Source organism: Pseudomonas sp. 7P_10.2_Bac1 (assembly GCF_025465935.1).
Taxonomy (GTDB): domain Bacteria; phylum Pseudomonadota; class Gammaproteobacteria; order Pseudomonadales; family Pseudomonadaceae; genus Aquipseudomonas.
Genome location: NZ_JANLNV010000090.1, coordinates 208190 through 234595, shown reverse-complemented (window position 1 = coordinate 234595; position 26406 = coordinate 208190). Strand labels below are relative to the sequence as shown.

Sequence of the window (26406 nt, the reverse complement as noted above, 5' to 3'; positions counted from 1 at the left end):
ACATGGCGTGAGGGGAAAATCCTGCTCGTTGGTCAAAGTTAGAACGGCCTACACCACAACGAGAAAGGATCCCCAATGTCGCATGCCCCGCTAAGACCTTGCCTGTTGGCACTGACCATTACCCTGAGCACTATCGGCCAGCCGTTGAGTGCGCTGGCCGACTCGCCGGCCAATGAGCAAAGTGCCCTTCAGGTTTATGATCTGCCAGCGGCGCCGTTAGGCGTGACCTTGAGCCGGATTGCGCGTGACAACAATCTGACCCTGTCCATTGCGGCGAGCTTGGTGCAAGGCAAGACGTCGGCACCGGTGCAGGGTAGATACACCTCGCAACAAGCTGCTCAGCAGGCTTTGGCGGGCACCGGATTGGGCTTGAACGTTACTGAAAATGGCACGTTGAGCGTTTATCCACTGGTGGAAACGGGGGCCTTGAACCTCGGCGCGACGACGGTTTCTGCACATCATGTCGAAGAGGCTCGTGGCCCGGTGGACGGTTTTGTGGCGACTCGCTCAGCCACCGCGACCAAAACCGATACGCCGATTCTGGAGATCCCGCAAACCATCAACGTGGTCACCGCTGACCAAGTGGAGGTGCAGGGTGCCCGCGACCTGACCCAGGCTTTGCGTTATACGCCGGGCCTGAGCACCAATGGTTTTACCGACCGCAACACCATCGCAGACGAAATCACCAGTCGCGGCTTCGCTCCGACATTTCTGTATCTGGATGGCGCCTATTTGCCTGCGGCTGGCAGCCTGGGCGGGGCGCTGCAAATCGACCCCTACACCCTGGAGCGCATCGAAGTGCTCAAAGGCCCGTCTTCGGTGCTGTACGGGCAAAACCAGCCGGGCGGCATGATCAACCTTGTCTCCAAGCGTCCCAGCTCCGAAGCCAAGCACCAGATCAAAGTCGGCACCGGTAGTTTTGACCGCTATAACCTGGCTTTTGATTTCACCGGGCCGCTGGATGAAGACCAGACCCTGAGCTACCGACTGATCGGTGTCGGCAACACCGGCGGCGAGCAAGTGGATCACACCAAGGATTCACGCAAGTTGCTGGCGCCGAGCGTGCGCTGGACGCCCAATGACAGCACCGAATTGACCGTTTACGCGCAAGTGCAGCGCGATGACGGCTTGGCTGATTATCAGGCGCTGCCTGCAGTGGGCAGTCTGTATCACAACTCCCAGGGCAACAAGATTGATCGTGATGCCTTTTTGGGCGACTCGAAATGGAACAACTACAAGCGCGACCAATACGTGCTCGGCTATCAGTTTTCCCATGCCTTCAATGACGTCATGACCTATCGCCAAAGTTTGAGCTACGTCGACGTCAATGATCGCTACAAGGGCTTTTACCTCAACCGATTTGTCACGGTAGACGGGGTGGCTGACACCCACGCCACGCGGACCAAGCTGGACTGGCGCCAGCAAAACAGCTCGTATACGTTCGACAACCACCTGCAAAGCGACTTTGCCACCGGGGCATTGCAGCACACGTTGCTGGTGGGGCTCGACTACCGCTCTTTCACCCGTAAATATCAGGGCTACAACCTGTATGGCAGCGAAGTCATCGACCTGTACAACCCGACAAACTATCGCACGACGGGTGTGCCGACCCTGACCACAAAATGGGACAACCGGATCAAGCAAACGGGGTTGTATGTGCAGGACCAGATCAAGCTGGACAACTTCATCCTGACCATTGGTGGTCGTCAGGACTGGGCCAAGGTTGAAAACAACGACCTGCTGGCCAACATCCGAGAGCCGCAAAACGACAACAAATTCACCGGCCGCGTGGGCCTGACCTACGTCACCTCGTTCGGCCTGGCACCGTACATCAGCTATACCGAATCATTCCTGCCGTCGGTGGGCACCACGGCACCGGAACGGGGCGCCAAGGCGTTTGTGCCGGTGACCGGCAAGCAATACGAAGTGGGGGTTAAATACCAGCCCAATGACACCACGCTGCTCACGGCTTCGGTGTTTGATATCAAGCAGCAAAATGTACTGACCGGCGACCTGGAGTATCAGGAGTATCAGTTGCAGGCCGCCGAGATAAGCTCGCGTGGTGTAGAGCTGGAAGCCAAGAGCAGTTTGGCCAATGTCGACCTGATTGGCTCGTTGTCCTACCTGGATGCTTTCTACACAAAAACCAACTACAACAACAAAGGCAAGCGCAACGAAGCTCAGGCGCCCTGGGCGGCCAGTGTGTGGGCCGATTACCACTTCACGGGCAAAGCGCTGCAGGGCGTGACGCTGGGCGGCGGTGCGCGCTACACCGGCAGAAACAATGGGGATTCGTCCAACACCTTCAAAACCCCTTCTTTCGTGGTGTATGACGCCACGGTGAGTTATGACCTGGCTGCGCTGGACCCTGGTCTCAAAGGCGTGAGCACCAGCCTCAACGTGCAAAACCTGTTCGACCGCGAGTACGTGTCATCCTGTAACTACAGCTTTGGTTGCTATTACGGCCAACAACGCACGGCAGCGTTGGAAGTCAAATACGATTGGTGATGCTCGCCTGCCCTCAACGTCGTAGCTTGAGGGCACTGGCCAGGCTGATTGCCAGTGGCAAGCGGGGCAGCAACGTGGCCTGGTAAGCGTGATACAGATCGCCTTTGCCCGGCCAGATGGTGGCCGAAGGCAGGTTGTCGGGCCCCAGCTCGTGGTGCCAACTGCCGTGCTCACGGTCGATCAGGTGCAGGTCGATGTAGTCCCAGAAACGCTGATACCACTCATCGTAAACAGGCTCGCCGGTGCGCTGAATCAACGCGGTGGCAGCGGCGGCTGCCTCAGCGAGTGTCCAGTGCAGGCGCTCGCGCACGACCGGTTGATGCGCGAAGTCCAGGGTGTAGACAATGCCTGGCTGACCATCGGCCTGCCAGCCGTACCGGCATGCGCTGTGGAACAGTTGACGTGCATCGTCCAGCAACCAGTCAGGGTTTGGCAGACCGCGCTGTTTGCGTGCTGCTTCAAGGTGCAGCAACAGGCGCGCCCATTCAAACGCATGGCCGGGTGTCTTGCCAAACGGCCGGAAAGGGTCTGCCGGGTTATCGCGGTTGTAGTCGGGCAGCGGCTGCCAGTGGGCATCGAAGTGTTCAATGGGCAGGTAGCCGGACTGGGCTGCGTGTTGATGAATGACCCGTTCGACGATGCGCAAGGCGCGGTCGAGCCACAGGTCTTCGTCGAGTACGTCGGCCAACGCCAGGCAGGTTTCGGTGCCATGCATATTGCTGTTGGCGCCGCGATACGACTCGCAATCACTCCAGTCCTCGGCAAAGCTTTCCAGCAAGGCGCCTTCGTCTTCGGACCAGAAGTGTCGCTCCAATACCCCCACGGCTTCGGCCAGCAATTCGGCAGCGCCCAAACGCCCGGCGACTACAGCCGAGCTCGCGGCCAGTGCGACAAACGCATGCAGATAAGCGTCTTTGCGTCGATTGCCATTCTGGGCATCCGGGCTGGAGAACCAACCGCCGTGGTTGGTATCGCGCAGTGCACCCGTCAAGGCTGACAGGCCATGATCAATCAGCGGTGTGCATCCGGGCAGGCCCTGAATATGGGCGAGGGAAAAGCTGTGAACCATGCGTGCAGTGGTCACCGTGTCCACCTGAGCATCCTCCGCGCGTTTGCCAAACCGGTCGAGGCTGGCAAAACCCTGGGGCACACGGGCCGCCTTGGCAAAATCCACCAGCGCCTGGCCCTGCTCGTGGAGCCATTGTTGATGGGAGGCAGAAGTCAGCCAGCTTTCGTTGGTCCGCGTGAGATTGGTCATGGGCCACCTGTGAGGTTCTTGTTATTCGGCGCTCGCAGACTAAGGGATTGCGCGCAAAGCTGAAAGCTTTCATCTATTAACGATGCGCAACGGGGTTTGGTGGGCTGCTTTAAATCTCCGGGCCCCATCGCTGTGACCAGTCACCGTCCTCCTTGACCAACTCGCGCAGCAGTTCGATGGCGTGTTGCAACGCCGGGCTGTCGCGTTCGCGCGAGTACACCAGGTAAGTCGGGTAACTGAATTCGGGCGCTTTGGGCACACGCTCCAGCGCGCCACTGTCCAGGTAGCTCTTGACCACCCGGGTGCGAAAGTAGCCGCTGCCACCGTTTTCCAGAATGAAATGCAACGCCACCGGCCCCAGGTTGAAGCTGATCGGCGCCCGAGCCTTGTCTGGCAGGGCTGCGTCATGCTGACGGCGGAAATCTTCGCCCCAATCTACGTACACGTAAGGCTCGGGCAGGGCAGGGCGGCGAATCTGGATGAGTTTTTCTTCCAGCAACTGCTCGACCTGCATCCCCGGCCAATAGGCAGGCTGATACACCAACGCGGCATCCAGCAGGCCCATTTCGATCTGACGCAACAAGAATTCGCCGTCGCGAATCTGAATCCGCAAAGCGTGCTTGGTGAGGTGTTCGCGCAGGGTTTTCGCCCAGCTCAAAATCAGCGGGTTACACAGGCTGACTTCACCACCGATGTGCAGCATCTTGTGCAGGCCTTCGGGGCGCGGTACATCGCGGCGGGCGGCCTCCCAGGTCTGCATCAGCTGGTTGGCATACACCACGAAGGCTTCGCCATCAGGGGTCAGTTTGGCGCCGGCGCGGTTACGCACAAACAGCCCGGTACCGAGCAGGCTTTCGAGCTTCTGCACGCGGGCTGTTACGGCAGTCTGGGTGATGTAAAGTTTCTCGGCCGCCGCCGCGAGGCTGCCGCAGCGAACGATTTCGAGGAAAGTACGGGCCAGGTCGAGGTCCATGATCGCGCCAGTGAGCAAGGGGTGCTCAGTGTAAGGGCAATGCACGAAAAACACATGGGCACCCGGCGAGCTTGCTCGCGATCACGAAACGGTAGTCGCTGACGAGGAGCGAAGGCTGCGATGCGGCCTCGCCACCAAGGGGCCGCTTGGCAACCCATCGCAGTGTCATCCTTCGTCAGCGACTACTGTTGTGCACCCATCATCCGTGTGTAGAGGGGTTAGAACGTGTACTTGGTGGTCAGCGACAGGCTGCGCGGCTCTCCATAGTAAACAGTGCTGAAGTTACCCAGACCCGACAGGTATTTTTTGTCGAACACGTTGTTGGCGTTGAGGTTGAACGACAAGTGTTCGTTGTACTCGTAGCGGGTCATCAGGTTAACCAGCGCGTAGCTGTTCTGCTCGATGATGTCGTAGTCGCCCTTGGGGTCGTTCCAGATCTTGCCGTAGAACGGGCTTTGCCGGTTCACGCCACCGCCCACAGTGACTTTGTTCAGCGCGCCCGGCAGGCGATACGTGGTGAATACTCGTGCCACGTTCTCCGGCTTGGTGGTTTCCAGCGGGTAACCGTACAGCCGTTTGCCGTCATCGGTCTTGGTCTGGGCGTAGGTGTAGCCGGCCATGATGTTCCAGTCCGGCATCAGTTCGCCGGTCAGTTCAAACTCGATGCCTTTGGTCTTCGCGCCGTCAACCGACTCGTAGTAGTCGCGGCCGGTATCCGGGTTGGTGCCTGCATAGATCGGCAGCTTTTTCTGTTCCGTGCGGAACACCGCCACACTGGCATTCAGGCGGCCATCGAAATACTCACCCTTCAGGCCGATTTCATAGCTATTGCCCTCGGTGGGCGCCAGGGTGGTGTTGGACTGGCTGCGCTGAGTCACCGGTTTGTAGATGGATGTGTAACTGGCATAGGTCGAGTAGGTATCGTTCAGGTCATACACCACCCCGGCGTAAGGAGTGACCTTGCCGTGTTGCTTGGAAGTGGTTTTGTTGTCGCTGAACGTCTGAGACTGCACGTAATACTTGTAGCTCTCGTTGTACTGGAAGTCGCTGATGCGGCTACCGAGGATGACCGACAAATCGTCGGCGGGCTTGAAGCGCGCAGCGATGTAGGCGCTGTTCTGGTTGGTGTTTTCTTGGTATTTGCCGTTTTTCGGGAAGTCCGGTTTCGGGTAATGGCCGTTCCAGTCAAAGATGCTGCCAGGCACCAGGCCGAACAGGCTGCCGTCAAAGGTTGCACCGGTTTGACGTGAGGATTGCGACGTGGCGCCCACCACCAGTTCATGCTCGCGGCCGAACAGCGTGAAGGGGCCAGTGGCATTGATGTCAGCTGTATTCTGTACGCGATGACCTTCCCATTTGCCCCAGTAGAAGAACATCCCTTTGCCGGTCACCGGGTCTGGATTGCCACCGCTGGCCGAGCCCAGTTGGGTATCGTGGTCGTTGGTTTGCTGGGTCAGGGTGCCTTTGACTTTCCAGTCGTTGGCGAAGCGGTGTTCAAGAGAAGCAAAGGTTGTTTTGGCCACCACGTCACGACGGCTCCAGTCAGTGGCCGGGTTGAACGAACGGCTGAAGTCGGTCTTGGTGAAGTCAGAGAAATAGTAGGGGTTGCCGGTCCAGGACGAGCCGCGTGGCTTGATCTTCTGGTAATCCATGCCAAAGGTGAACAGTGTGTCGGGAGTAAGATCGGCCTCGATGATGCCGTAGAACACGTCATTCTTTTTTGAATAGTGGTCGCGGTACGAATCCGCGTCCTGATAGACCGCCACCACACGGCCGCGCACGCTGCCATCTTCATTCAGTGGGCCAGAGATATCACCCTCAGTGCGGTAATCGTCCCACGAACCAACGGTGCCGCTGACCGAAGCCTTGAATTCGCGGGTCGGTTTTTTACGGATAAGGTTAACGGTGGCTGAAGGTTCGCCCGAACCGGACAACAGGCCTGTTGCGCCTTTGACAATGTCGACCCGGTCATACAAGGCCATGTCGACCTTGGTCGCGCCCTCTTCAAACACCCCGTCATACAAACTGTTGACACCATCGTACTGGTAGTTGGTGATGGCGTAGCCGCGTGCCGAGTACTCCATGCGGTCACTGTCGTAGGCCTGGGTCGAGATACCCGGTGCGTTACGCAGGACATCGCCAATGGTTTGAACGGCCTGATCGTTCATCATCTGGCGCGTGACAACGGTCACTGTCTGCGGGGTTTCGCGAATCGACAGGGGCAGCTTGGTGGAAGTGGCGGTAGCGCCAGTGGTGTAGGAACCGGAGTCTTCAGTGATCAGCGTATTGCCCAGGCCCTTGCCGGAAATAGTCGTCGTACCCAGTTCCAGACCTTTACCCTGATGCGTGTTGATGATCACGGTGTTGCCATTGAGCTGATAGGAAATCCCGCTGCCTTGCAGCAAGGTTTCCAGTGCCTGGATTGGCTCAAGCGAACCCGACACCGAGCGCGATTTGATCCCTTGCACCTGGTCCGGGCTGTACAACACTTGCAGGTTGGCTTGCTTGCCGAATTCGTTCAGAGCGCTGGCCAGCGATTGTGCGGGAATATTCACGGCAACCGGGGCGGCCTGAGCCAGTGAAGATCCGAGTAAAACCGACGCCACAAAGGCACTGGACAGCAGAGTGCGGCGAACACTCTGGCGCTGGGTAGCAATCGAGAGAGGGGTACGGGTCAAGGTTGGTCGTTGCATGTTTTTAGCTAGGCTCCGTAGGAAAATTCTTTTTTGTTAATGGGAATAATTATTAGACGCAGCGCGATTGAGAAACCGGATAAAAGTTCCTGAAAAAAATCGGCCTTGCTCCCAAAAACGTGTTGGAGCGTTGAATTACGCTACGTCCAGCGCCGTACTGACTTTGCCGCTGTCCATGCGCACCAATTGATCGGCGACATCGAAATAGCGATCGTCGTGGGAGATCACGATGATGGTCTTGCCCAATCGCTTGAGGTCGGGCAGCAGTTCGGTATAGAAAATGCGCCGAAACGTCGGGTCCTGGTCGGCTGCCCATTCGTCAAACACCAGTACCGGGCGCTCTTCGAGCCAGGCGTTGACCAGTGCCAGGCGTTTGCGTTGGCCGGTCGACAGGTCGGTGGTGCTGAAGTGGCCGTCGGTGATGCTGACTTTGTGAGAAATTTCCAGACGCTTGAGGTACTGCTCGGCGTCTTGCGGAATGTGCATGTCGCCTTGCACCACGTCATCGAACAAGAAGTAGTCGGCAAAAATAGTGGTGAACCGTTGGCGATAGTCATCTCGGTTTTCGGCCGTAACAGGCTGGCCATTGAGACGGATTTCGCCGTGTTGTGGGGTGTACAGGCCCAGCAGCAACTTGATCAGCGTGGTTTTGCCACAACCGTTCTCACCGACGATGAAGACAATGTCGCCCTGATTGATCGTCAGGTTCACCGGCCCCAGGCGGAACGGCGCGCTACCTTGCACGGGCGGGAAGCTGTAGCTGACGTCTGCCAGTTCCAGGCGATTGAGCGTCATGTCTGGCGTGCCCTGGGCGTTGAGCAACAGGTGCGGCTCGGGTGAGTTGAACTGTTCGGATAAATCCGCAATGCGCCGGAAGGCGATCTGCGCCCGGCTGATGATCGGCAGGGTGCTGATCAAATGTTCCAGCGGGCCTTTCATGTACAGCAGCACCAGCACAAAACCGCTGGTCACCTCGGGGTTGCTGCTGGGCCATAACGATTGCATGGCCAGCGCCAGACCGATGACCACAAAAAACAGCATCGAGCCCAGGCTCTTGGCGATGACAAACGTATTGATAGAGCGCACCTGGATGTTGCAGATCTTGGCTGCGGTGCGCTGGATCCCGTCCACGAACATGCGTTGCCGGCGCGGGCGGTGGATCCGCAGTTCCTTGGCGCCTTCGGCAATCGCGTTGTAATGCTTTTGCAGTTCATCTTCGGCCTCGCGGGCCTGGGCAAAACCGTTCAGGCCGTGGCCGCGTGCGATGTACTGGATCACCGTGCCGATCACAATCGCCACCAGCATCATCACAAACATCGGCCACGACAGCATGGCCAGATAGCCCATGCAGCCCAAGGTCACGGTCAGTGAAATCGCCAGTGGGGCAAATGCGAAGGCGAAATCGCTGATGGTGTCGACATCGTGGGTCAGCACCGGGATCAGCCGGTGACTGCGATAGTGTTCGATGTGCGCGATAGGCGCGCAGAGCACCTTTTCGCCGAGCTCCTGACGCAGCCTGGCGATAATGTGTTGGCCCACATAATTGCTGCCGATGTCTGAGCCAATTGAGCTGGCCAGCGCCAGCACGCAAAGCCCTGCAAACAGCGTGACCACGTGTTGGCTTAGACCGCTTTCTGCATGCAGGGCACTGTTGATGGTTGCCAGCAGCACCGTGATGCTTAACCCGCCGATCATGCCCAGCACGATCGACAGGATGACGATCAGGCGCAAGGGCTTGAGCAGGATAAACAATTCTTGAAGAACCCCGGGCGAGGTCCGGGGTGTGGAGGGCTGGCTCATAAACAAGAGTTCCTTGGATCAAGGGAAGGGCAGTCTCTTGTGAACGAGTGATTGGAGTGGGGATTTAGCCACTGTCACAGGTTGCGCATAAACCTCTGGACGCGGGCATTTTGATCGTTAAAGGTCGCGCTCTACCCGAAAACCGATCCAGTCGCCACGGGTTTGCGGGTAGATGTCGTTGCGGTTGCCCGAGCGAGAAAACACCGGGGCTTCGCCCCAATCGTTGCCGCGAATCTGCATCAGTTCACCGGCGCAGTCTGTTACCCAGGCGCTGCCGTCGGTGGGCGCTCCCACGTAATCGTTGTGTTTGCAGTCGGCCAGCCATTCGTACACGTTGCCGTGCATGTCATAAACGCCAAAGGCATTGGCTGGATAACTGCCCACCGGCGAGCTGTAACTGTAGCCATCTGCCGGGCCATAGGTGTTGGCGTGTTTAGCGATGCTGTAGGCCTTGCCTTCATCCATCGGGAAGGGGAACGGACCGGTCGATCCGGCTCTGGCCGCGTATTCGCGAGTGGCTTCGCTGACCATGCGGTAGGGCTGGCCGGTCTTTTTCGCCAGCCATTTGACGTACTGTCTGACATCCTCCAGATCCATGCACACCGCAGGCTGGCGCGGCCCTTGCGGATAACTGGGCTTGCTCGCAGTGCATTTGCGGCCGGGGCGGTCGTCACCATCGGCAATCGTGACCCCGGTTTCCTTGATGTAAGCGTCAAACTCAGCCGCCGTGACTTGAAAACGGCTGATGGCCACTGGTTTGCTAAAAGTTACGGTGTGCATCGGGCCTTCATCGGGTTCACGGCCGACTTCATCATCAGGCGTGCCCATGACGAAACTGCCCGCAGGCAGCACCACCATCTGCGGGCAGTTCTTGCAGTCTTTAAAGACTGTACCTGGCTTGGTATCAGGCTTGGCGTGGGCAAGGGCAGGCAGCAGGCTGGCGAATAGCAAGCAATACATCGGTTTCAACGTAGGCATGGGTGAACACTTCATTTGGCGGTAGGTTTGGCAGCTTTTTGCACGGTGTCCCAGACTCGCAGGAAATTGCCGCCCCAGAGCTTGGCGATATCTGCCTCGCTATAGCCGCGTTGCAGCAGTTCGGCGGTGACGTTGCGGCTCTCGCTTACGTCCTTCCAGCCCTCCAGCCCGCCGCCATCATTGAAGTCCGAACTGATGCCGACATGGTCGATGCCGATTTTTTTTACCGCGTAGTCAATCGCGTCGCCGTAGTCTTTGAGCGTGGCCTTGGGCTCATGCTCGACGATGTCGTACAGCCCGCTGGCGTATTGGCCAAAGCGTTGTTCGGGCCAGACTGTGATGATGGCGTCGCCGGGCATCAGAGCCATCTCAAGGTTAGGCAGGGGCGGTAAATCGAACTGGCTGCGCAAGCTGTTGAGTTTGTCTTGGGTGGCTTGGCTCAGAGGCCGCAGGTACGTACCGAAGCCGACAATTTGCACAACGCCCCCCGTGTCCTTGATCAATTGCATCTCTTTGTCGCTGAGGTTGCGCGCAATGTCGACCAGCGCTCGCGGTGCGGAGTGTGAGGCCACCAGAGGCGTGCGGCTGAGTTGGCTGACTTGTTCCAGTGCTTTGCTCGACATTTGCGACACGTCGATGATCACGCCCAGGTCGTTCAGGCGTTGTACGGCCTGTTTGCCGATCTCTGACAGGCCTCCAAGGGCGTCAGGGGTGTCATTGAAAAAGGGCAGCGGGCGCGAAGAGTCGGCCCAGTCGTTGTTGCCGACATAGCTGAAACCGAACATGCGCATGCCGCGCGCTGTCCATTTGTCGAGTTGGTCCAGGTCATGACCCAGCGGATAGGCGTTGAGCATGCTGATAAAAATCGCAAACTTGCCTTCACCCTGCAGGCGGCGCAAATCATCCGGGGTGTAGGCAATTCCCACTTGATCAGGAAAGTCGCGGACCATGCCGGTGATGATGGTGTAACGCGCCTCTTGCTCATTGCGTGCCGCCTCGACAAAACCGGCCGTGGGGCGGTGCGGGGCGTTAGGGCCGTTCCAGATTTCCGGCCAGCCAAAAATGGTCAGGGCGGCCCCTGACAATCGACCTTTGGCCGCCTTGACCAGGTCGAACTGGCCGGGGCCATCTTTGTCGGCCTCATTGCCGGCGCTGCCGAATTCCAGGGGAACGGTGATATGACTGTCGAACGAGAGCATGCGCTCTTGAAGCTCATCGGCCTGTTTGACGATCTTCTGCGGATACCCCGCGTTGCCTGCGTAGAACGTCTCCCAAGCCAGAAAACCGCCCCCGACGGCCACCGCCAGTGTCAGGGGAATACCGATTAACAGGGCCTTTGTTGTGCGTGGTTTAGTCATCGCCACCTCAGTAGAAATCCGCCGGTGTCCGGCATTTGCTATCAGGAGGGGACGAGAGGCAGAGGCAGAAATTTACATGATGGGTAGTCGATTGTTCTATTAATAGGACGCTAAGACTTATAAAGGCTGTCTAGTCATATAAATGGTGTGAATCTAGAATGGCAACCCTGCATGACAGGAGGTGCAATATGAAAAACATTTTGGGTCTCTACACCGCTCCCAGAGGTCATTGGGTCGGCGATGGCTTTCCGGTGCGCACGTTGTTTTCCTACGACTCGATGGGCAAGCATGTCAGCCCGTTTCTGCTGCTTGATTACGCGGGCCCTGCCGAATTCACGCCGACTACCGAGCGTCGTGGCGTAGGTCAACACCCGCACCGTGGTTTTGAAACGGTGACTATCGTTTACCAGGGAGAAGTGGAGCATCGCGACTCTACCGGCAACGGTGGCGTGATCGGACCCGGCGATGTGCAATGGATGACGGCAGCGTCCGGCATTCTGCACGAAGAGTTCCACTCCGAGGCGTTTGCCCGCCGTGGCGGCACCTTGGAGATGGTGCAGTTGTGGGTGAACTTGCCTGCCAAGGACAAAATGGCCGAGCCGGGTTACCAGGGCATTCTGGACCGTGACATTCCCGTGCTGACTCTCAAGGACAATGCCGGCACGTTGCGTCTGATCGCCGGTGAGTTCGACGGCAAGCGTGGCCCGGCGCGCACGTTTACCGACATCGATGTGTGGGACATTCGCTTGAACGCAGGCAAATCGGCAACTTTCGACCTGCCTCAGGACCACACTTCGGCGTTGGTGGTGCTGCATGGCTCAGTTGAGGTCAATGGCCAGCATGCCGTAGGTGAAGGCCAACTGGCATTGTTCGAGCGTGAGGGCACGCAAGTTCGCCTGCACGCCAGCGACGATGCCGTGTTGTTGATCCTCAGTGGCGAGCCGATCGACGAGCCCATTGTGGGTCACGGGCCATTTGTGATGAATAGCGAGGCTGAGATTCATCAGGCCTTCAGGGACTTCCAGTCGGGCAAATTTGGCCGGATGTAAACCACTCACCCCGTAGGGGTTGCCGCAGGCTGCGGCAGCCCCTACGGGGTTTTTTGCAATAGCCCGCGAAATTGCGCCAAGGGTACTGGCCGGCTGTGTAGATAGCCTTGGTACAAGTGGCAGTCCAGTGTTTGCAAAAACTTCAATTGGGCCAACTGCTCAACCCCTTCGGCCACCACGGTCAGGCCCAGGCTGTGAGCCATGGCGACGATGGCGCGAATGATCTCGGCGTCATTGGGGTCCTGGATCGCGTCCCGCACGAACGATTGGTCAATTTTCAGGGTATCGACTGGCAAGCGTTTGAGGTGGGTCAGTGAGGAATAGCCGGTGCCGAAATCGTCCATCGCAAAGCTGGCGCCCAAGGCAATCAACTGGTGCATTTTTTCGATGGTGTCTTCCAGGTTTTGAATCACGATGCCTTCGGTGACTTCAAGTTTGAGCATCGAGTAGGGCAGGTGATGTTTCAACAGGCTGAGCCGGACCCTATCAACGAAGTCACTCTGCAGAAATTGCCGTGGGCTGATGTTGACGCACAGGCTGAAATCATTCGGATCGAGAAGACCTTCCTTGAGCAGCAGACCGAAAGCGCGGCAGGCTTCATCCAGAATCCAGGTGCCAACTTCTAGAATCAGGCCGCTATCCTCGAGAATCTTAATGAACTCGCCCGGTGACTGAGGGCCCAGCTCGGGGTGGCTCCAGCGCAGCAAGGCCTCGGCGCCGACGATGCGGTTGCTGCGTGCGTCGATTTGCGGCTGAAAATGCAGGGTGAACTCATTGCGTGCCAGTGCCTGGCGCAAATCGCTTTCCATGCGCATGCGTTCGCTGGCCGCGGTCTGCATGTCAAAGTGAAACAGTTGGATGGTGTTGCGCCCTGCATCCTTGGCCCGATACAGCGCAATATCGGCGCGTTTGAGCAGGTCTGCCGGGTTTGAGCCGTGATCGGGAATCAGCGCGATGCCAATGCTGGGTGTCACTTGCAGGCGCTGGCCGTCGATGAACATCGGCTCGGCCAGCAATTGGCGAATGGTGTCGGCAATATGGCACGCGGCGCTGGTGACCTCTTGCTGCGAGCCTTTGAGCCCGGTCAGCAACACCACGAACTCATCGCCGCCCAGACGGGCCACGGTGTCTTCACTGCGAACGCTGACTTCCAGCCGCGCAGTGATAATGCGCAGCACCGAGTCGCCCACTGGGTGCCCCAGCGAGTCGTTGATGTGCTTGAAGTGGTCCAAGTCCAAGAACAGCAACGCGCCCCGTAAGTCATGACGCTTGAGCAGTGAGGTTTGCTGGCTGAGACGATCCATCAGCAGGGCACGGTTTGGCAGGTTGGTCAGTGAGTCGTGGTAGGCCAGGTGCCGGATCTGCGCCTGTGCGCTTTTCAACTGGCTGATATCGCGGGCGGTCAGCAGCAGACAGGGCAGGTCGTTAAGGGTGATCTGCTCTATGGAAATCTCGACTGTCAGTGGCTTGCCGTTCTTGGCGCGGCCAAGTACTTCTCGATGGCTGATGCGGCCTTTTTCCTGCAGCTCGTCGAGCAGTTCCTGACGTTTTGAATGGTCGCCCCAAATCCCCAGTTCATACGGGCTATGCCCGATCACCTCGTCGCTGCTGTAGCCCGTGAGCCGGGTGAACCCGTCATTGACCTCCAGGTATCGCCCGGTGGCGAGTTCGCTGATGGTGATGGCGTCCGGACTTGAGTGAAATGCCTTGGCGAATTTTTCTTCGCTGGCCTTCAAGGCGGCCTCGGCCCGTTGTTGCTGGGTGATGTCACGCAGGGTGGTGACGATGCAGGGCTGGCCGTCGACCTCGATGTGGCGGCTGGACATCACGCAGGTCAGTGGGTCGCCATTTTTGTGATGCAGGGACAGCGCGGTATTGTTCTGCGCCGGTGCGCGAATAATGCTTTGTAACTGCTGCAAGTGTTGGGTGCAGGCGTCGTTCGGGCTGCAGTCGGGCTGCGGCCCCTCCTGTAGGTCGTTCACGGTCCAACCGAAGGTCTGGGTGAAGCTGGCGTTGATTTCGATGAAGTGGGCACTGTCTGCCAGCATCACGCAAATCGGGTCGGGGCTGGTCTGGAACACACTGGCGAACTTTTCTTCGGACGCGCTCAGGCGCTGCTCGCGCTCCACTTGATCAGTGATATCGAGCAAGGTGCCGGCCATGCGCTGGGGCATGCCCTGTGCATCGCGGTACAGCCGGGCGCGGCTTTCCAGGTAGCGCGAAGTGCCGTTTGCCAGCGGCACGCGGTAGGTCAGCTGATAATTGCCTGCCGGGCCTTCGCGGAGCGAGCGGTAGGCGTTGCGCATGGTCCAACGCTCTTCTTTAGGCACGCCGTCGAAAAACGCATCGAAAGATTCATTGAACGGCTCGGCCGGCAATCCATGCAATTGCGCCGCACGTGCCGAGCCATAAAGACGGCCGCTGGGGATGTGCCAGTCCCAGGTGCCCAACTGCGCAGAGTCGAGCGCCAGGTCCAGCCGTTCCTGGCTTTCGATCAGCGCTTGTTCGGCTTCTTTGCGAATGCTGTTGTCGACGAAGGTGCTGATCAGGTACGCCTCACCCTCCAGTTCGACCTTTTGAGCGCTGAGAATGCCGTCGTGAAGCTGGCCGTTACGTGCGACCAATTGAGCTTCCATGTAGATGGGGGCGTTGTGGGCGTTGACTGCCTGGGTGAATTGCTGGCGCTGCGCCGGGTCGCGCCAGATCCCTAGCTCCAGGGTGGTACGGCCGATGGCCTCGCTGGCTTTCCAGCCCAGCAGGCTTTCAAAGCAATGGTTGGCTTCGCTGATCAGCCCGTCTTCGATCCGCACCAGCAGTACCATGTGCGGAGACAACTGAAACAGCGTGGAAAACCGTTGTTCAGAGCTGTTGAGGGCTTGCTGGCGTTGACGCTGCAGGGTGACGTCGCGAATCACGCCCATGATGCGTGGCCTGACGTTATCGCCCGGGACCCGGCTGCCGTGGATTTCCAGCCAATGCAGGCTGCCGTCTGGCCAGCGCACCCGGTAGTGAATGGGTTTTTGCAGAGGCTCGCCGCTAAGGATCGCTTCAAAGGCCTCTTGGGCCTTGGGCCAGTCATCAAAGGGCAGGGTGGCCAATTGCTGAAGATTGCCGGGCAGTGCCTGTGCAGTTTCAAGCCCAAATAAAGCATGTGCCCCATTCGACCAATGGAGTTCGCCGCTCTCCAGTTGCCAACACCATGCACCCAGTTGCGCAGCGTTCAGCGCGGCCAGCAATTGCGTGGCGCTCAGCCCATCCTGCTCCAGTGCTGACAGGTCGATGTCTGGGGCATCAGGGGTAGATCGCAACGCATCGGTGGGGTTTGACATGTACCGCAGTCCTTGGGCTGAGAATCTTGAAAAAATCCATGCCTGAACCCGTGTTTTCAGGGTTGCTCAGTGTGCAGCGTGTCGACCTGGGTATCCAGTAGCGTCATGAACGCATGCGCGGCGTTCGATAACGTTCTTTCGGTGTGCACGATATAGCCTAGCTGACGTGTCAGTTGTATGCCCGGCAAGGCAATCGAGGCCACTTGTTCGTCGAGCATGGTGCGCGGCAACACACTCCAGGCCAGGCCAATGGACACCATCATTTTGATTGTTTCAAGGTAGTTGGTGCTCATGGCGATATTGGGTGTTAGGCCCTGAGCTTCGAATAGGCGCTGCACGATATGGTGGGTGAACGTATTACCCCCCGGAAACACCGCCGGATGCAGTGCAATATCCGACAGGCTGACGGCTGCCTGCTGGGTGAGACTGTGTTCGTGCGCGACCACGAAATCCAGCGGGTCGTTCCACACCGGTACGGCCCGTATCAGCGAGTGAGGTTCTGGCGCGAGGGTGATAACGGCCAGTTCGGCGCGACCGTGCAAAATTTCTTCGTAGGCAACTTCTGAATCCAGGAACTGAATATCCAGCGCTACCTTGGGGTACCTGCGAGTGAACTCACGTAACAAAGGCGGCAAGCGGTGCAGGCCGATGTGATGGCTGGTGGCCAGAGTCAGGCGCCCGCTGACCTCGCCATTGAGGTTGTTCAATGCCCGACGGGTGTCATCCAGGACGTTGAGAATCTGATAGGCGCGCGGCAGCAACGCCCGGCCAGCCTCGGTCAAACTCACCTCGCGGCCCAGCCGATCAAACAGCCGCAGCTTGAGTTGCTGCTCAATGCTGGCGATGCGTTTGCTGATTGCCGGCTGGGTTAAAAACAACCGTTCGGCGGCGCCGGAGAAGCTTCCGGTTTCTGCAATGGCGATGAAAGCGTTGAGATTCGCGAGGTCCATCTGTGTGAATTCCTTTCGGTTATCCAAAGCATGAAAAATATGAATTTGAGTTATTCACTGTAACCTCATAGCATCGACCTCACAAGCCAAGTGGTTATTGGCATAGAAAGAAGCTGATGAGGAAACCGTCTGATGGCCGGCAAAACGCTCTACGACAAGCTCTGGGATTCGCATTTGGTCAAACAGCGCGACGATGGTTCGGCGCTGATCTACATCGACCGCCATATCATTCACGAAGTGACGTCGCCGCAAGCCTTTGAAGGCCTGCGTCTGGCTGGGCGCAAGCCATGGCGCATCGATGCCAACATCGCGACCCCGGACCACAACGTACCGACCACGCCAGAGCGCAAGGGCGGGATCGAGGCGATTGCTGACCAGGTGTCTCGTTTGCAGGTGCAGACCCTCGACGACAACTGTGACGAGTACGGCATCACCGAATTCAAGATGAACGACGTTCGTCAGGGCATTGTTCACGTGATCGGCCCGGAGCAAGGCGCAACCTTGCCGGGCATGACGGTGGTTTGCGGTGACTCGCACACCTCGACTCACGGTGCATTTGGCGCTTTGGCACACGGTATCGGCACCTCCGAGGTCGAGCACGTGCTCGCCACACAGTGTCTGGTCGCCAAAAAAATGAAGAACATGCTGGTGTCGGTCGAGGGGCAATTGCCGTTCGGCGTGACCGCCAAAGACATTGTCCTGGCCGTGATTGGCAAGATCGGCACCGCCGGCGGCAATGGCCACGCCATTGAGTTTGCGGGTAGCGCGATTCGCGATCTCTCGGTCGAGGGCCGCATGACCATTTGCAACATGTCCATCGAAGCCGGTGCCCGTGTGGGGTTGGTGGCGGCTGACGAGAAGACCGTGGCTTACGTCAAAGGCCGTCCGTTTGCCCCCAAAGGCGCTGAGTGGGACTTGGCGGTTGAAGCCTGGAAGGACCTGGTGTCCGACCCTGATGCGCAGTTCGACACCGTGGTTGAGCTGGATGCGGCGCAGATCAAGCCGCAGGTGAGCTGGGGCACTTCGCCGGAAATGGTCCTGGCTGTGGACCAGAATGTGCCGGACCCAGCGCAGGAAGCTGACTTGGTCAAGCGTGGCTCGATTGAACGTGCGTTGAAGTACATGGGCTTGAGCGCCAATCAGGCGATCACCGATATTCAGCTCGACCGCGTATTCATTGGTTCGTGCACCAACTCACGGATCGAAGACTTGCGCGCTGCGGCAGTCATTGCCAAGGGCCGTAAAGTGGCTTCGACCATCAAGCAGGCGATCGTGGTGCCAGGCTCTGGGTTGGTTAAAGCGCAGGCGGAGTCCGAAGGTCTGGACAAGATCTTCCTGGAAGCCGGTTTTGAATGGCGTGAGCCGGGCTGCTCGATGTGTCTGGCGATGAACCCGGACCGCCTGGAGTCGGGCGAGCACTGTGCCTCGACCTCCAACCGTAACTTCGAAGGTCGTCAGGGCGCCGGTGGTCGTACCCACTTGGTGAGCCCGGCCATGGCCGCTGCCGCTGCTGTAAACGGTCGTTTTGTCGACGTCCGTGAATTGATTTAAGGAGGGCCGCATGAAAGCTTTTACCCAGCACACCGGGCTTGTCGCACCTTTGGATCGCGCCAACGTCGACACCGACCAGATCATTCCCAAGCAGTTCTTGAAGTCGATCAAGCGCACCGGCTTTGGCCCGAACCTGTTTGATGAATGGCGTTACCTGGACGTGGGCCAGCCTTACCAGGACAACTCCAAGCGCCCGTTGAACAAAGACTTTGTACTCAACGCCGAGCGTTATCAGGGCGCCAGCGTGTTGCTGGCCCGTGAAAACTTTGGTTGCGGCTCCAGCCGTGAACACGCGCCATGGGCGCTGGAAGAGTACGGTTTTCGCAGTATCATCGCGCCTAGCTATGCCGACATCTTCTTCAATAACAGCTTCAAGAACGGCCTGTTGCCGATTATTTTGAGCGATGCCGAAGTGGACGAGCTGTTTGAGCAGATCGAAGCCGAGCCGGGTTATCAGCTCGACATCGACCTTCAAGCCCAGACCGTGACCCGTCCGGACGGCAAAGTGTTGAGCTTCGAGATTGACGCCTTCCGCAAGCACTGCCTGCTCAACGGCCTGGATGACATCGGCTTGACCTTGCAGGACAGCGATGCAATTGCTGCCTATGAAAGCAAGCACCGCGCAAGCCAGCCCTGGTTATTCCGCGACGCTTGATCAGCGTATTGGTTGAAGGATGGGGGCGGGCTTGCTCGCGATGGCGCACTGGGTTCGAGTCTTGGGTCCAGGCGCCAGAATCGCGAGCAAGCTCGCTCCCGCAGTGGTTGTTTGAAATTTTCAGGATGCGCCCACGGGGGCATCAACCGACAAGACAGAGGAACACATGAGCAAGCAGATTCTGATTCTCCCAGGCGACGGTATTGGTCCAGAAATCATGGCTCAAGCGGTAAAAGTGCTTGAGCTGGCCAATGACAAGTTTCAGCTCGATTTTGAGTTGACCCACGACGTGATCGGCGGCGCAGCCATCGACAAGCACGGCGTGCCGCTGGCCGACGAGACCCTGGAGCGTGCCCGTGTTGCTGACGCTGTGTTGCTGGGCGCTGTGGGCGGCCCGAAATGGGACACCATCGAGCGTGACATCCGTCCTGAGCGCGGTCTGCTGAAGATCCGTTCACAACTGGGCCTGTTCGGTAACCTGCGCCCGGCGATTCTGTACCCGCAGTTGGCAGATGCCTCGAGTCTCAAACCGCAAATCGTTTCGGGCCTGGACATTCTGATCGTTCGTGAGCTGACCGGCGGTATTTACTTCGGCGCACCGCGTGGCACCCGTGAGCTGGAAAACGGCGAGCGTCAGTCGTATGACACGCTGCCGTACAGCGAAAGCGAAATTCGCCGCATTGCCCGCGTCGGTTTTGACATGGCCCGTGTGCGTGGTAAAAAGCTGTGCTCGGTCGACAAAGCCAACGTGTTGGCCTCCAGCCAGCTGTGGCGCGAAGTGGTCGAGCAAGTGGCCAAGGACTATCCGGACGTTGAACTGAGCCACATGTATGTCGATAACGCGGCCATGCAACTGGTGCGTGCGCCCAAGCAGTTTGACGTGATCGTGACCGACAACATGTTCGGCGACATCCTGTCTGACGAAGCGTCGATGCTTACCGGTTCGATCGGCATGTTGCCGTCGGCTTCCCTGGATGCTCACAACAAAGGCATGTACGAGCCGTGCCACGGTTCTGCGCCAGACATCGCCGGGCAGGGCATTGCCAACCCATTGGCGACCATTTTGTCGGTGTCGATGATGCTGCGTTACAGCTTCAACCAGCAGGTTGCTGCCGACGCCATCGAGCAAGCTGTGAGCCTGGTTCTGGATCAAGGTCTGCGTACTGGTGACATCTGGTCGGCTGGTTGCACCAAGGTCGGTACACAGGAAATGGGCGATGCAGTAGTCGCGGCGCTACAGAATCTGTAATCTCTCGGGCCCGTTACTTCCTGTTGGTGGAAGTAACGACCCCACTTTTTGTTAAAGGTGTAGTTGCGATGAAACGTGTAGGTCTTGTCGGTTGGCGCGGTATGGTCGGTTCCGTGCTCATGCAGCGGATGCTGGAAGAGCAGGATTTCGATCTTATTGAGCCGGTGTTTTTCACTACCTCCAATGTCGGTGGGCAGGGTCCTTCCGTGGGCAAGGACATTGCCCCGCTGAAGGATGCTTACAGCATTGAAGAGTTAAAAACCCTCGATGTGATTCTGACCTGCCAGGGCGGCGACTACACCAATGAGGTGTTCCCAAAGCTGCGTGAGGCGGGTTGGCAAGGTTACTGGATCGATGCGGCGTCCAGCCTGCGCATGCAGGATGACGCGGTCATTATTCTCGATCCGGTCAACCGCAAGGTCATCGACCAGCAGCTGGATGCCGGTACCAAGAACTACATCGGCGGCAACTGCACCGTCAGCCTGATGCTGATGGGGCTGGGCGGTCTGTTCGAAGCCGGTCTGGTTGAATGGATGAGCGCCATGACGTATCAGGCCGCCTCTGGCGCCGGTGCGCAGAACATGCGTGAACTGATCAAGCAGATGGGCGCGACCCACGCGGCAGTGGCCGATCAACTGGCTGACCCGGCGAGCGCGATTCTCGATATCGACCGTCGTGTAGCAGAAGCCATGCGCAGTGACGCTTACCCGACTGAGAACTTCGGCGTGCCATTGGCGGGCAGCTTGATCCCGTGGATCGACAAAGAGCTGCCAAACGGCCAGAGCCGCGAAGAGTGGAAAGCGCAAGCTGAAACCAACAAGATCCTGGGTCGTTTCAAGAACCCGGTTCCTGTAGACGGTATCTGCGTGCGTATCGGCGCCATGCGTTGCCACAGCCAGGCGTTGACCATCAAGTTGAACAAGGATGTACCGATTGCGGACATCGAAGACTTGATCAGCCAGCACAACCCTTGGGTCAAACTGGTGCCGAACCAGCGTGAAATCAGCATGCAAGAGCTGAGCCCGACCAAAGTGACAGGCACCCTGAATGTGCCGGTTGGCCGTCTGCGCAAGCTGAACATGGGTTCGCAGTTCCTTGGTGCATTCACCGTGGGCGACCAATTGCTGTGGGGTGCGGCCGAGCCGTTGCGCCGCATGCTGCGGATTCTGCTGGAGCGTTGATTCGCTGATGCATTACAAAAAACCGTGCTTTGTACAAAGAAGCACGGTTTTTTTGTGCGTTTTAAATGCTGTCTCAGCTATGCCGCGGCGGATATATCCATCTAACACCTTGCCTTGCAGCGTCCGGGCGTAAATGCGTGATCGGTTACACGATTGATCACCATTTAACGAGGACTTTGTATGTCAACTCCCACCCCGTCTCTCACATCCGCTTCAACGGTAAATGCTGTCAGGGCACAGTTTGCCGGTCGTCCGACCTTGGAAGGTGTCACCCGGCAACTGCTTGCTGCGGCGTTATCACAAAAATACCCCACCCTTGAAATTGACTTGTCGCGTACCCGGCTGGCCGTGCCCGTGGCGGGCGGTGGCTGGGGATTGCAGCCGTTTGTGGCACGGGTTATGGATTATCTGGCCAACGGCAATGCATTGAATGTCGAGATGATCGATGGTCAGCCCTATTATCTATGCGATGAGGCGCCTAATTGGCTGCAGCCTGATCTGATTGATATGAAGGTCATAGAGACCCTGGTAAGGGACTTGACCTGGACAGTGCCTATCGGCTTTCAAGATGCGCTGGCTGAATATTGGTCCGGCCAGGCAGATACGGGTGTCAGCCGCTGGCGCTGGTTCAGCGATGTGCTCAAGGATGCACTGAGCATTGCTTTGATCCGTCAAGAAGGTCTGAGTGACTTGGCTCGTGAAACCGTGAACCAAGTGATTCTATGCCCTGAACGGGAAGGGCGAATAATCCAATACGGTGAAGACTGCACACAGGTTTATTGCCTGGAATCCACCCTCATGGGTGAACAACTCAAAAGTGCCCGGCTGTCTTCATCCATCGTGCTGGTGCGTGCCAATCAAGTTCTAATATGTGAACCCAATGGCACGATCAAGCCTTTTCCCACCGTCGACGCGCTCATTGAATACGGTGGGCAGCGCATGGGATCAGCCTATTTGGCTGATGAAATCCGTATCAAGCGTTACGAACTCGAGGGCAATGTCTTCGACGCTCAATCCGCGATCATACTGGGCAGGCAACTGGAGCACCTCGGCGCACTGGAATTGCCTTCGCGTGTTGGAGTTGAGGCATTGCAAACGGTGTGTCTTGCCCTCAGTGACCCTGCGCAGTACATGCTCACCGTGTCTGCGAAGGATGCCCCCGAGGTCAGGGATTTCAAGGCTCACTTACCTGATTGGTTGAGGCAGGCATCTGCCGCCGAAAAGGCCCAGTACCGCCACTACAGCTTGGCCTTGGCTCGGGCCAAGAAAAGCAGCCAAGGCCGAACCTTCCTGAGCGGTATTGCCGATATTCGCTCATTTGCTGCCGATGTCTTGTCGCAGCAAATGCAGCTGGACCAGCAGCGGCTGGAGCCTGATTCTTCCCGTCATGTCCCTGTCGAGGCGTTTAACCCTGACCACATAGAGTTGACATTCTTTTCCGCAGCTGGTTTTCCCAATGCGATCCCCGTTACCGAAAAGGTGGTCATGAGCCTGACCGATCTTGCACTCAAAAATCTGGTGGGGCGGCCACAGGGAGTGTTGAGTCTGACGCATTTACACGGCATGGCATTGCCTGTTTGGCTGACGCCCTTTTACATCATCAGCAGCAATGGACTGATTGAACGGGCGGACATTGGCAAGGTATATCCAGAGAGACTCAAGAGTTTACTGTTGGGCGCGACGAGTGATGTGCGCATGCGTGAGCAACTGTTCGCTGACCAAATCGGCGCGTATTTGCCCTTGCAGGCGCTGGAACTCAGTCTCAAGAAAGAAAACGGCCTCACCCCTCGGGGGGCGCGCTACGTAGCGGCCTTGATGCAGAGCAATACTGTCGACCGTCAGGTCGATGGTGCACCGGTGGTTATTCGGCATCTGGCAATGGTACGCAAGCCTGGGGCAGACCCGGATGTAGTCAACAATATGTTCATCATTGAACAGGCTGATATGAGTGTCGGCCCGCACCTGTTATACCGGCCGTTCTATCATCAATCGCTGCATGAGTTTCCCACGCGTGCCGCACTTCTGGAGGCTATTGCCCGGCCGGGAGAGCTGCAAACCAGTGTCCTGGTCTGGCTGAACAATGCCGCTCGCCCGATATACGACAATGGCGGCTTTCAGGAGCCCCATTACGTGCGGTTTGGGCTGGGCAGCGAGTTCGCGCCTATAGACGTGCCGCTGCCTGCCACGCTGTCCGTCGATGGTGTCAGCGACGAGTTGTTGCAATATTTGCATAACGGCAAGTTATTGCAGTTTCTGTATAACAGTAATGCCAGTGCGCTGGTGAGTCAGGCCGAAAGTGACTCTGTATCCAACACCGAGAGTCGCTGGGGTGTGTTGCGTGAACGAACCAATCTGATTTTCAACCTCGTGCTGTTGCCTTTTTTGAGTGTGCCTACTCTGCTCACTGTTGGGTTATCGGTCATGTTGCTGGCAGCCATCAAGGATATCCCGGCACTCAACAGTGAAGATCCAATCACTCGCGAGCTCGCCTTGGTCGATCTACTGCTTAATCTGGTCATGGTGTTGTTGCCACCCTCTGCGTCGGTTCCTGCGCGCCCATCGTTGGCCTCTGGGGTCCGGCAGCAGGTGGTGAAACCTCGGGCGCCTGCGCGCAGTGCTGAGCGGTGGCCGGAGCTGCCGTCTGCGCAAGTGAGCGCGGGCGCTGTTGCATTTCCAGGCGAGTTGCCCGATACACAGAGCTCGCCTCTGGACTTCAGTTTTGCCAGTTCCCAAAATTGGTTAACGCCCAGTCAAAGAAAGTTGCTGTCGCGTTTCCAGGTCAATAAGCCCGCTCAAATGCCGCTGCCTGTCTTGCACAACCCAAGTGCCGATGTCCCGCGTAAGGGGCTGTATGTGATTAACAATAAATGGCATGCCTTGGTTGATGGCGCGTTATATGAGATCAGTGTGTTGTCCGAAGGCGTCGTGATTGTTGACCCTGCAGACAGCAATCATTTGGGCCCCTATTTGAAGTCCAGTGGGGACGGGCGCTGGTCACTGGATTTGCGGCTGCGCTTGTCTGGCGGTATGCCGAAGGCCCGATTGCAGGCTTTGCGCCAAGAAAAAGAAGCGCGAAGAGAGGAGATGCTAGCCCAGTGGATAAGGCTAAACGATGAAACGCCGAAGATGAACGCAGCATTCCAGATCTCGATATCCGTGATGGAGCGCGCTGAAAAAGATCCGCGTTTTACCGAAGAACAACGCAGTGTGTATCGCCGTAAAGCCGAAAGTGCCACTCAGCAGATGATCGACTCATACCTGCTGTTGCTGGCGAATCTCGATGAGTTCAAGAACCTTTTTCCCGATGTAAAGAAATACGATATTGATGGCCGTATATTGGCGCTGGCCACTGAGTGTAATCATCTTATGGTCATTTATGATCATGACTTGAAGGGGGTTCCCAATAGAATATTTGAGTTGCCGGGCAGCTCTGGCAATCTACGGTCTGATCAGATCATGAAGGCCTATATAGAAATCTATGAAAAGATGCTTGCCACGCTTGAACTTCGAACTCGTTTTTTGGACCGTCTGGATGAGGCGGGCATGCAGCGCTATGAAAATTCTCTCGAAAACGTGAGTCTTGAAAAGGCAAACGTGGATTTTTTTGATATTCCCATTAAAAATTCATATTTGAACTGGTTGATAAAACCCAGTGTTAAAGAGTGGCACCTTAATACCGCGTTGGTAGAAACTCTGGAGGCCCTCGTCACGCCGGTGAGAAAACTTATCAGTACCCATGCGGAGCTCAATACGTTTGATTTCGGCAGCGGCGAAAGCCTGGAAGTATTGAGTAGCCTTGTCGATTCCTATGCTCAATCTCTGGATGCCTTGCGAGGCCTGGGTATTATCAGTGCGGATGAATTGGATAGCGTCTTCTTCAACAAAATCGTCACAATGCTGGATGGCCTTTACCAAGACGTCATAACAAAAATGGCTGCCGAGATTAAGCCAAGTGGCAAGGGGGCGAAATTGCCGCTCAAACCCCACCGTGCACCTCCATCGAATACCCCCAAACGAATTATTAAAACCCGCAATAGCGGACGGTTGATTGGCAAGCTGATACCCGCAGGAGGGGAGTGGCCCATTGAGGTAGTCGAAGTTCGCTCTGAAGAAAATGATCAACTACTTGGTACTTATTCAGAGCACGGTGAAGTATGGGACGAAATAAAAGTAGCTGCGCCTAAGGCTCCCTCCGCCACGCGGCCACTCAATATCCTCAAGGGTGAGGCTCGCAAACGCTACGCCGACCTCGACATGAATCTGCGCAGGGCAGAGGAATATAAAAAAACTTCCCGATACCCGCAGGAAGTCGAAGAAGTTCTTCAATATGAGGCAGATCGCCTCAATCACTTGGCAACAGAGCTCAGCAAAGCCATCGATGCTCAAATTCTGGACGCAGTTATGCAGTCAGATCTGAATTTGGTCGATGGCCTGCGCAATGGGGCCGCGCGTCTGGCCGATAAAGGTAAAGAGCTACGCATCCAGTTAAGCCTTGAATTACCGCCCACTCACGGCAACCTTCAGTACCTGCTTGATCAGGACCGTGTACAGATTGCAGGGTTGGGCAAACGGATAAAACTGGCCGGCGAGCGTAAGGACTTCATTCAGGAATACGCGATCAATGACAAGAATGGTTTCCCGATCTGGTATGCCCACATTCACTATGCTGCAGCGGATACGCCTAAGGAAAACTACGGCGTGGCCCATTTGAAGCTCAAATCCCAACGTAGAGAAAGCTATTACTCGCTGCTCAACAAATCGAATAGCCCCCAGGCCACGGTCAATGTTTATTACGGTGTGATCGGCAGCGAGCTTGTTAAGCGCTGGTTTTTGCCCCTTGATAATCATTAATACAAGGCAGCATTCGACTGCCA

Annotated in this window: 15 protein-coding genes; 7 read left to right on the top strand and 8 right to left on the bottom strand. The window is 57.3% G+C overall.

The window, feature by feature from the left end:
* Nucleotides 1-75: 75 nt before the first annotated feature.
* Nucleotides 76-2508 (top strand): TonB-dependent siderophore receptor, encoded by a 2433-nt coding sequence (locus tag NTD86_RS22290; protein WP_262205498.1) that lies wholly within the window; start codon nt 76-78, stop codon nt 2506-2508.
* A gap of 13 nt (nt 2509-2521) precedes the next feature.
* Here the strand turns inward: NTD86_RS22290 and NTD86_RS22285 are convergent, their stop codons facing one another.
* From NTD86_RS22285 to pvdM, 6 genes are all read right to left on the bottom strand, one after another.
* Nucleotides 2522-3766 (bottom strand): AGE family epimerase/isomerase, encoded by a 1245-nt coding sequence (locus NTD86_RS22285; protein ID WP_262205497.1) that lies wholly within the window; start codon nt 3764-3766, stop codon nt 2522-2524.
* A 109-nt stretch (nt 3767-3875) separates the two neighbouring features.
* A complete protein-coding gene (locus NTD86_RS22280) occupies nt 3876-4739 on the bottom strand; it encodes a LysR family transcriptional regulator (RefSeq protein ID WP_262205495.1) in 864 nt (287 codons plus the stop codon).
* A gap of 218 nt (nt 4740-4957) precedes the next feature.
* A complete protein-coding gene (locus tag NTD86_RS22275) occupies nt 4958-7432 on the bottom strand; it encodes a TonB-dependent siderophore receptor (RefSeq protein WP_262205494.1) in 2475 nt (824 codons plus the stop codon).
* A 135-nt stretch (nt 7433-7567) separates the two neighbouring features.
* Nucleotides 7568-9232 (bottom strand): cyclic peptide export ABC transporter, encoded by a 1665-nt coding sequence (locus NTD86_RS22270; protein ID WP_262205493.1) that lies wholly within the window; start codon nt 9230-9232, stop codon nt 7568-7570.
* 117 nt (nt 9233-9349) lie between these two features.
* Complete coding sequence (locus NTD86_RS22265; protein ID WP_262205491.1) at nt 9350-10210, bottom strand: formylglycine-generating enzyme family protein; 861 nt, start codon at nt 10208-10210, stop codon at nt 9350-9352.
* A gap of 11 nt (nt 10211-10221) precedes the next feature.
* Nucleotides 10222-11568: a pyoverdine-tailoring dipeptidase-like protein PvdM gene (pvdM, locus tag NTD86_RS22260; protein WP_262205490.1), complete on the bottom strand. Its 1347-nt coding sequence runs from the start codon at nt 11566-11568 to the stop codon at nt 10222-10224.
* 188 nt (nt 11569-11756) lie between these two features.
* On the opposite strand from pvdM, the gene NTD86_RS22255 reads away from it, so the two are divergent.
* Complete coding sequence (locus NTD86_RS22255; RefSeq protein ID WP_262205488.1) at nt 11757-12617, top strand: pirin family protein; 861 nt, start codon at nt 11757-11759, stop codon at nt 12615-12617.
* A 41-nt stretch (nt 12618-12658) separates the two neighbouring features.
* On the opposite strand, the gene NTD86_RS22250 is transcribed toward NTD86_RS22255, so the two are convergent.
* Complete coding sequence (locus NTD86_RS22250) at nt 12659-15946, bottom strand: bifunctional diguanylate cyclase/phosphodiesterase (RefSeq protein WP_262205486.1); 3288 nt, start codon at nt 15944-15946, stop codon at nt 12659-12661.
* Between the two features lie 56 nt (nt 15947-16002).
* Nucleotides 16003-16896: a LysR family transcriptional regulator gene (locus NTD86_RS22245; RefSeq protein ID WP_262205484.1), complete on the bottom strand. Its 894-nt coding sequence runs from the start codon at nt 16894-16896 to the stop codon at nt 16003-16005.
* 132 nt (nt 16897-17028) lie between these two features.
* Here NTD86_RS22245 and leuC point away from each other — a divergent pair, with 132 nt between their 5' ends.
* The 5 genes from leuC to NTD86_RS22220 all read left to right on the top strand — a co-directional run bounded on the left by leuC (nt 17029) and on the right by NTD86_RS22220 (nt 26383).
* Entirely contained in the window at nt 17029-18447 is a 1419-nt protein-coding gene (gene leuC / locus NTD86_RS22240) for a 3-isopropylmalate dehydratase large subunit (protein WP_262205483.1), read from the top strand.
* 10 nt (nt 18448-18457) lie between these two features.
* Nucleotides 18458-19102 (top strand): 3-isopropylmalate dehydratase small subunit, encoded by a 645-nt coding sequence (gene leuD / locus NTD86_RS22235; RefSeq protein WP_262205481.1) that lies wholly within the window; start codon nt 18458-18460, stop codon nt 19100-19102.
* A 166-nt stretch (nt 19103-19268) separates the two neighbouring features.
* Nucleotides 19269-20351 (top strand): 3-isopropylmalate dehydrogenase, encoded by a 1083-nt coding sequence (gene leuB / locus NTD86_RS22230; protein ID WP_262205480.1) that lies wholly within the window; start codon nt 19269-19271, stop codon nt 20349-20351.
* 68 nt (nt 20352-20419) lie between these two features.
* Nucleotides 20420-21532 carry an aspartate-semialdehyde dehydrogenase gene (asd, locus tag NTD86_RS22225; RefSeq protein WP_262205478.1) on the top strand — a complete coding sequence of 371 codons (1113 nt, stop codon included), beginning with the start codon at nt 20420-20422 and terminating at the stop codon, nt 21530-21532.
* Between the two features lie 180 nt (nt 21533-21712).
* Nucleotides 21713-26383, top strand: coding sequence for a dermonecrotic toxin domain-containing protein (locus tag NTD86_RS22220; RefSeq protein WP_262205477.1), 4671 nt, complete (start codon nt 21713-21715; stop codon nt 26381-26383).
* The last annotated feature ends 23 nt before the right edge of the window (nt 26384-26406 follow it).

Excerpts from the sequence above, each read along its gene's own strand:
- NTD86_RS22290 (WP_262205498.1), top strand. The coding sequence starts at position 76 with ATGTCGCATGCCCCGCTAAGACCTTGCCTGTTGGCACTGACCATTACC.
- NTD86_RS22285 (WP_262205497.1), bottom strand. The coding sequence starts at position 3,766 with ATGACCAATCTCACGCGGACCAACGAAAGCTGGCTGACTTCTGCCTCC.
- NTD86_RS22280 (WP_262205495.1), bottom strand. The coding sequence starts at position 4,739 with ATGGACCTCGACCTGGCCCGTACTTTCCTCGAAATCGTTCGCTGCGGC.
- NTD86_RS22275 (WP_262205494.1), bottom strand. The coding sequence starts at position 7,432 with ATGCAACGACCAACCTTGACCCGTACCCCTCTCTCGATTGCTACCCAG.
- NTD86_RS22270 (WP_262205493.1), bottom strand. The coding sequence starts at position 9,232 with ATGAGCCAGCCCTCCACACCCCGGACCTCGCCCGGGGTTCTTCAAGAA.
- NTD86_RS22265 (WP_262205491.1), bottom strand. The coding sequence starts at position 10,210 with ATGCCTACGTTGAAACCGATGTATTGCTTGCTATTCGCCAGCCTGCTG.
- pvdM (WP_262205490.1), bottom strand. The coding sequence starts at position 11,568 with ATGACTAAACCACGCACAACAAAGGCCCTGTTAATCGGTATTCCCCTG.
- NTD86_RS22255 (WP_262205488.1), top strand. The coding sequence starts at position 11,757 with ATGAAAAACATTTTGGGTCTCTACACCGCTCCCAGAGGTCATTGGGTC.
- NTD86_RS22250 (WP_262205486.1), bottom strand. The coding sequence starts at position 15,946 with ATGTCAAACCCCACCGATGCGTTGCGATCTACCCCTGATGCCCCAGAC.
- NTD86_RS22245 (WP_262205484.1), bottom strand. The coding sequence starts at position 16,896 with ATGGACCTCGCGAATCTCAACGCTTTCATCGCCATTGCAGAAACCGGA.
- leuC (WP_262205483.1), top strand. The coding sequence starts at position 17,029 with ATGGCCGGCAAAACGCTCTACGACAAGCTCTGGGATTCGCATTTGGTC.
- leuD (WP_262205481.1), top strand. The coding sequence starts at position 18,458 with ATGAAAGCTTTTACCCAGCACACCGGGCTTGTCGCACCTTTGGATCGC.
- leuB (WP_262205480.1), top strand. The coding sequence starts at position 19,269 with ATGAGCAAGCAGATTCTGATTCTCCCAGGCGACGGTATTGGTCCAGAA.
- asd (WP_262205478.1), top strand. The coding sequence starts at position 20,420 with ATGAAACGTGTAGGTCTTGTCGGTTGGCGCGGTATGGTCGGTTCCGTG.
- NTD86_RS22220 (WP_262205477.1), top strand. The coding sequence starts at position 21,713 with ATGTCAACTCCCACCCCGTCTCTCACATCCGCTTCAACGGTAAATGCT.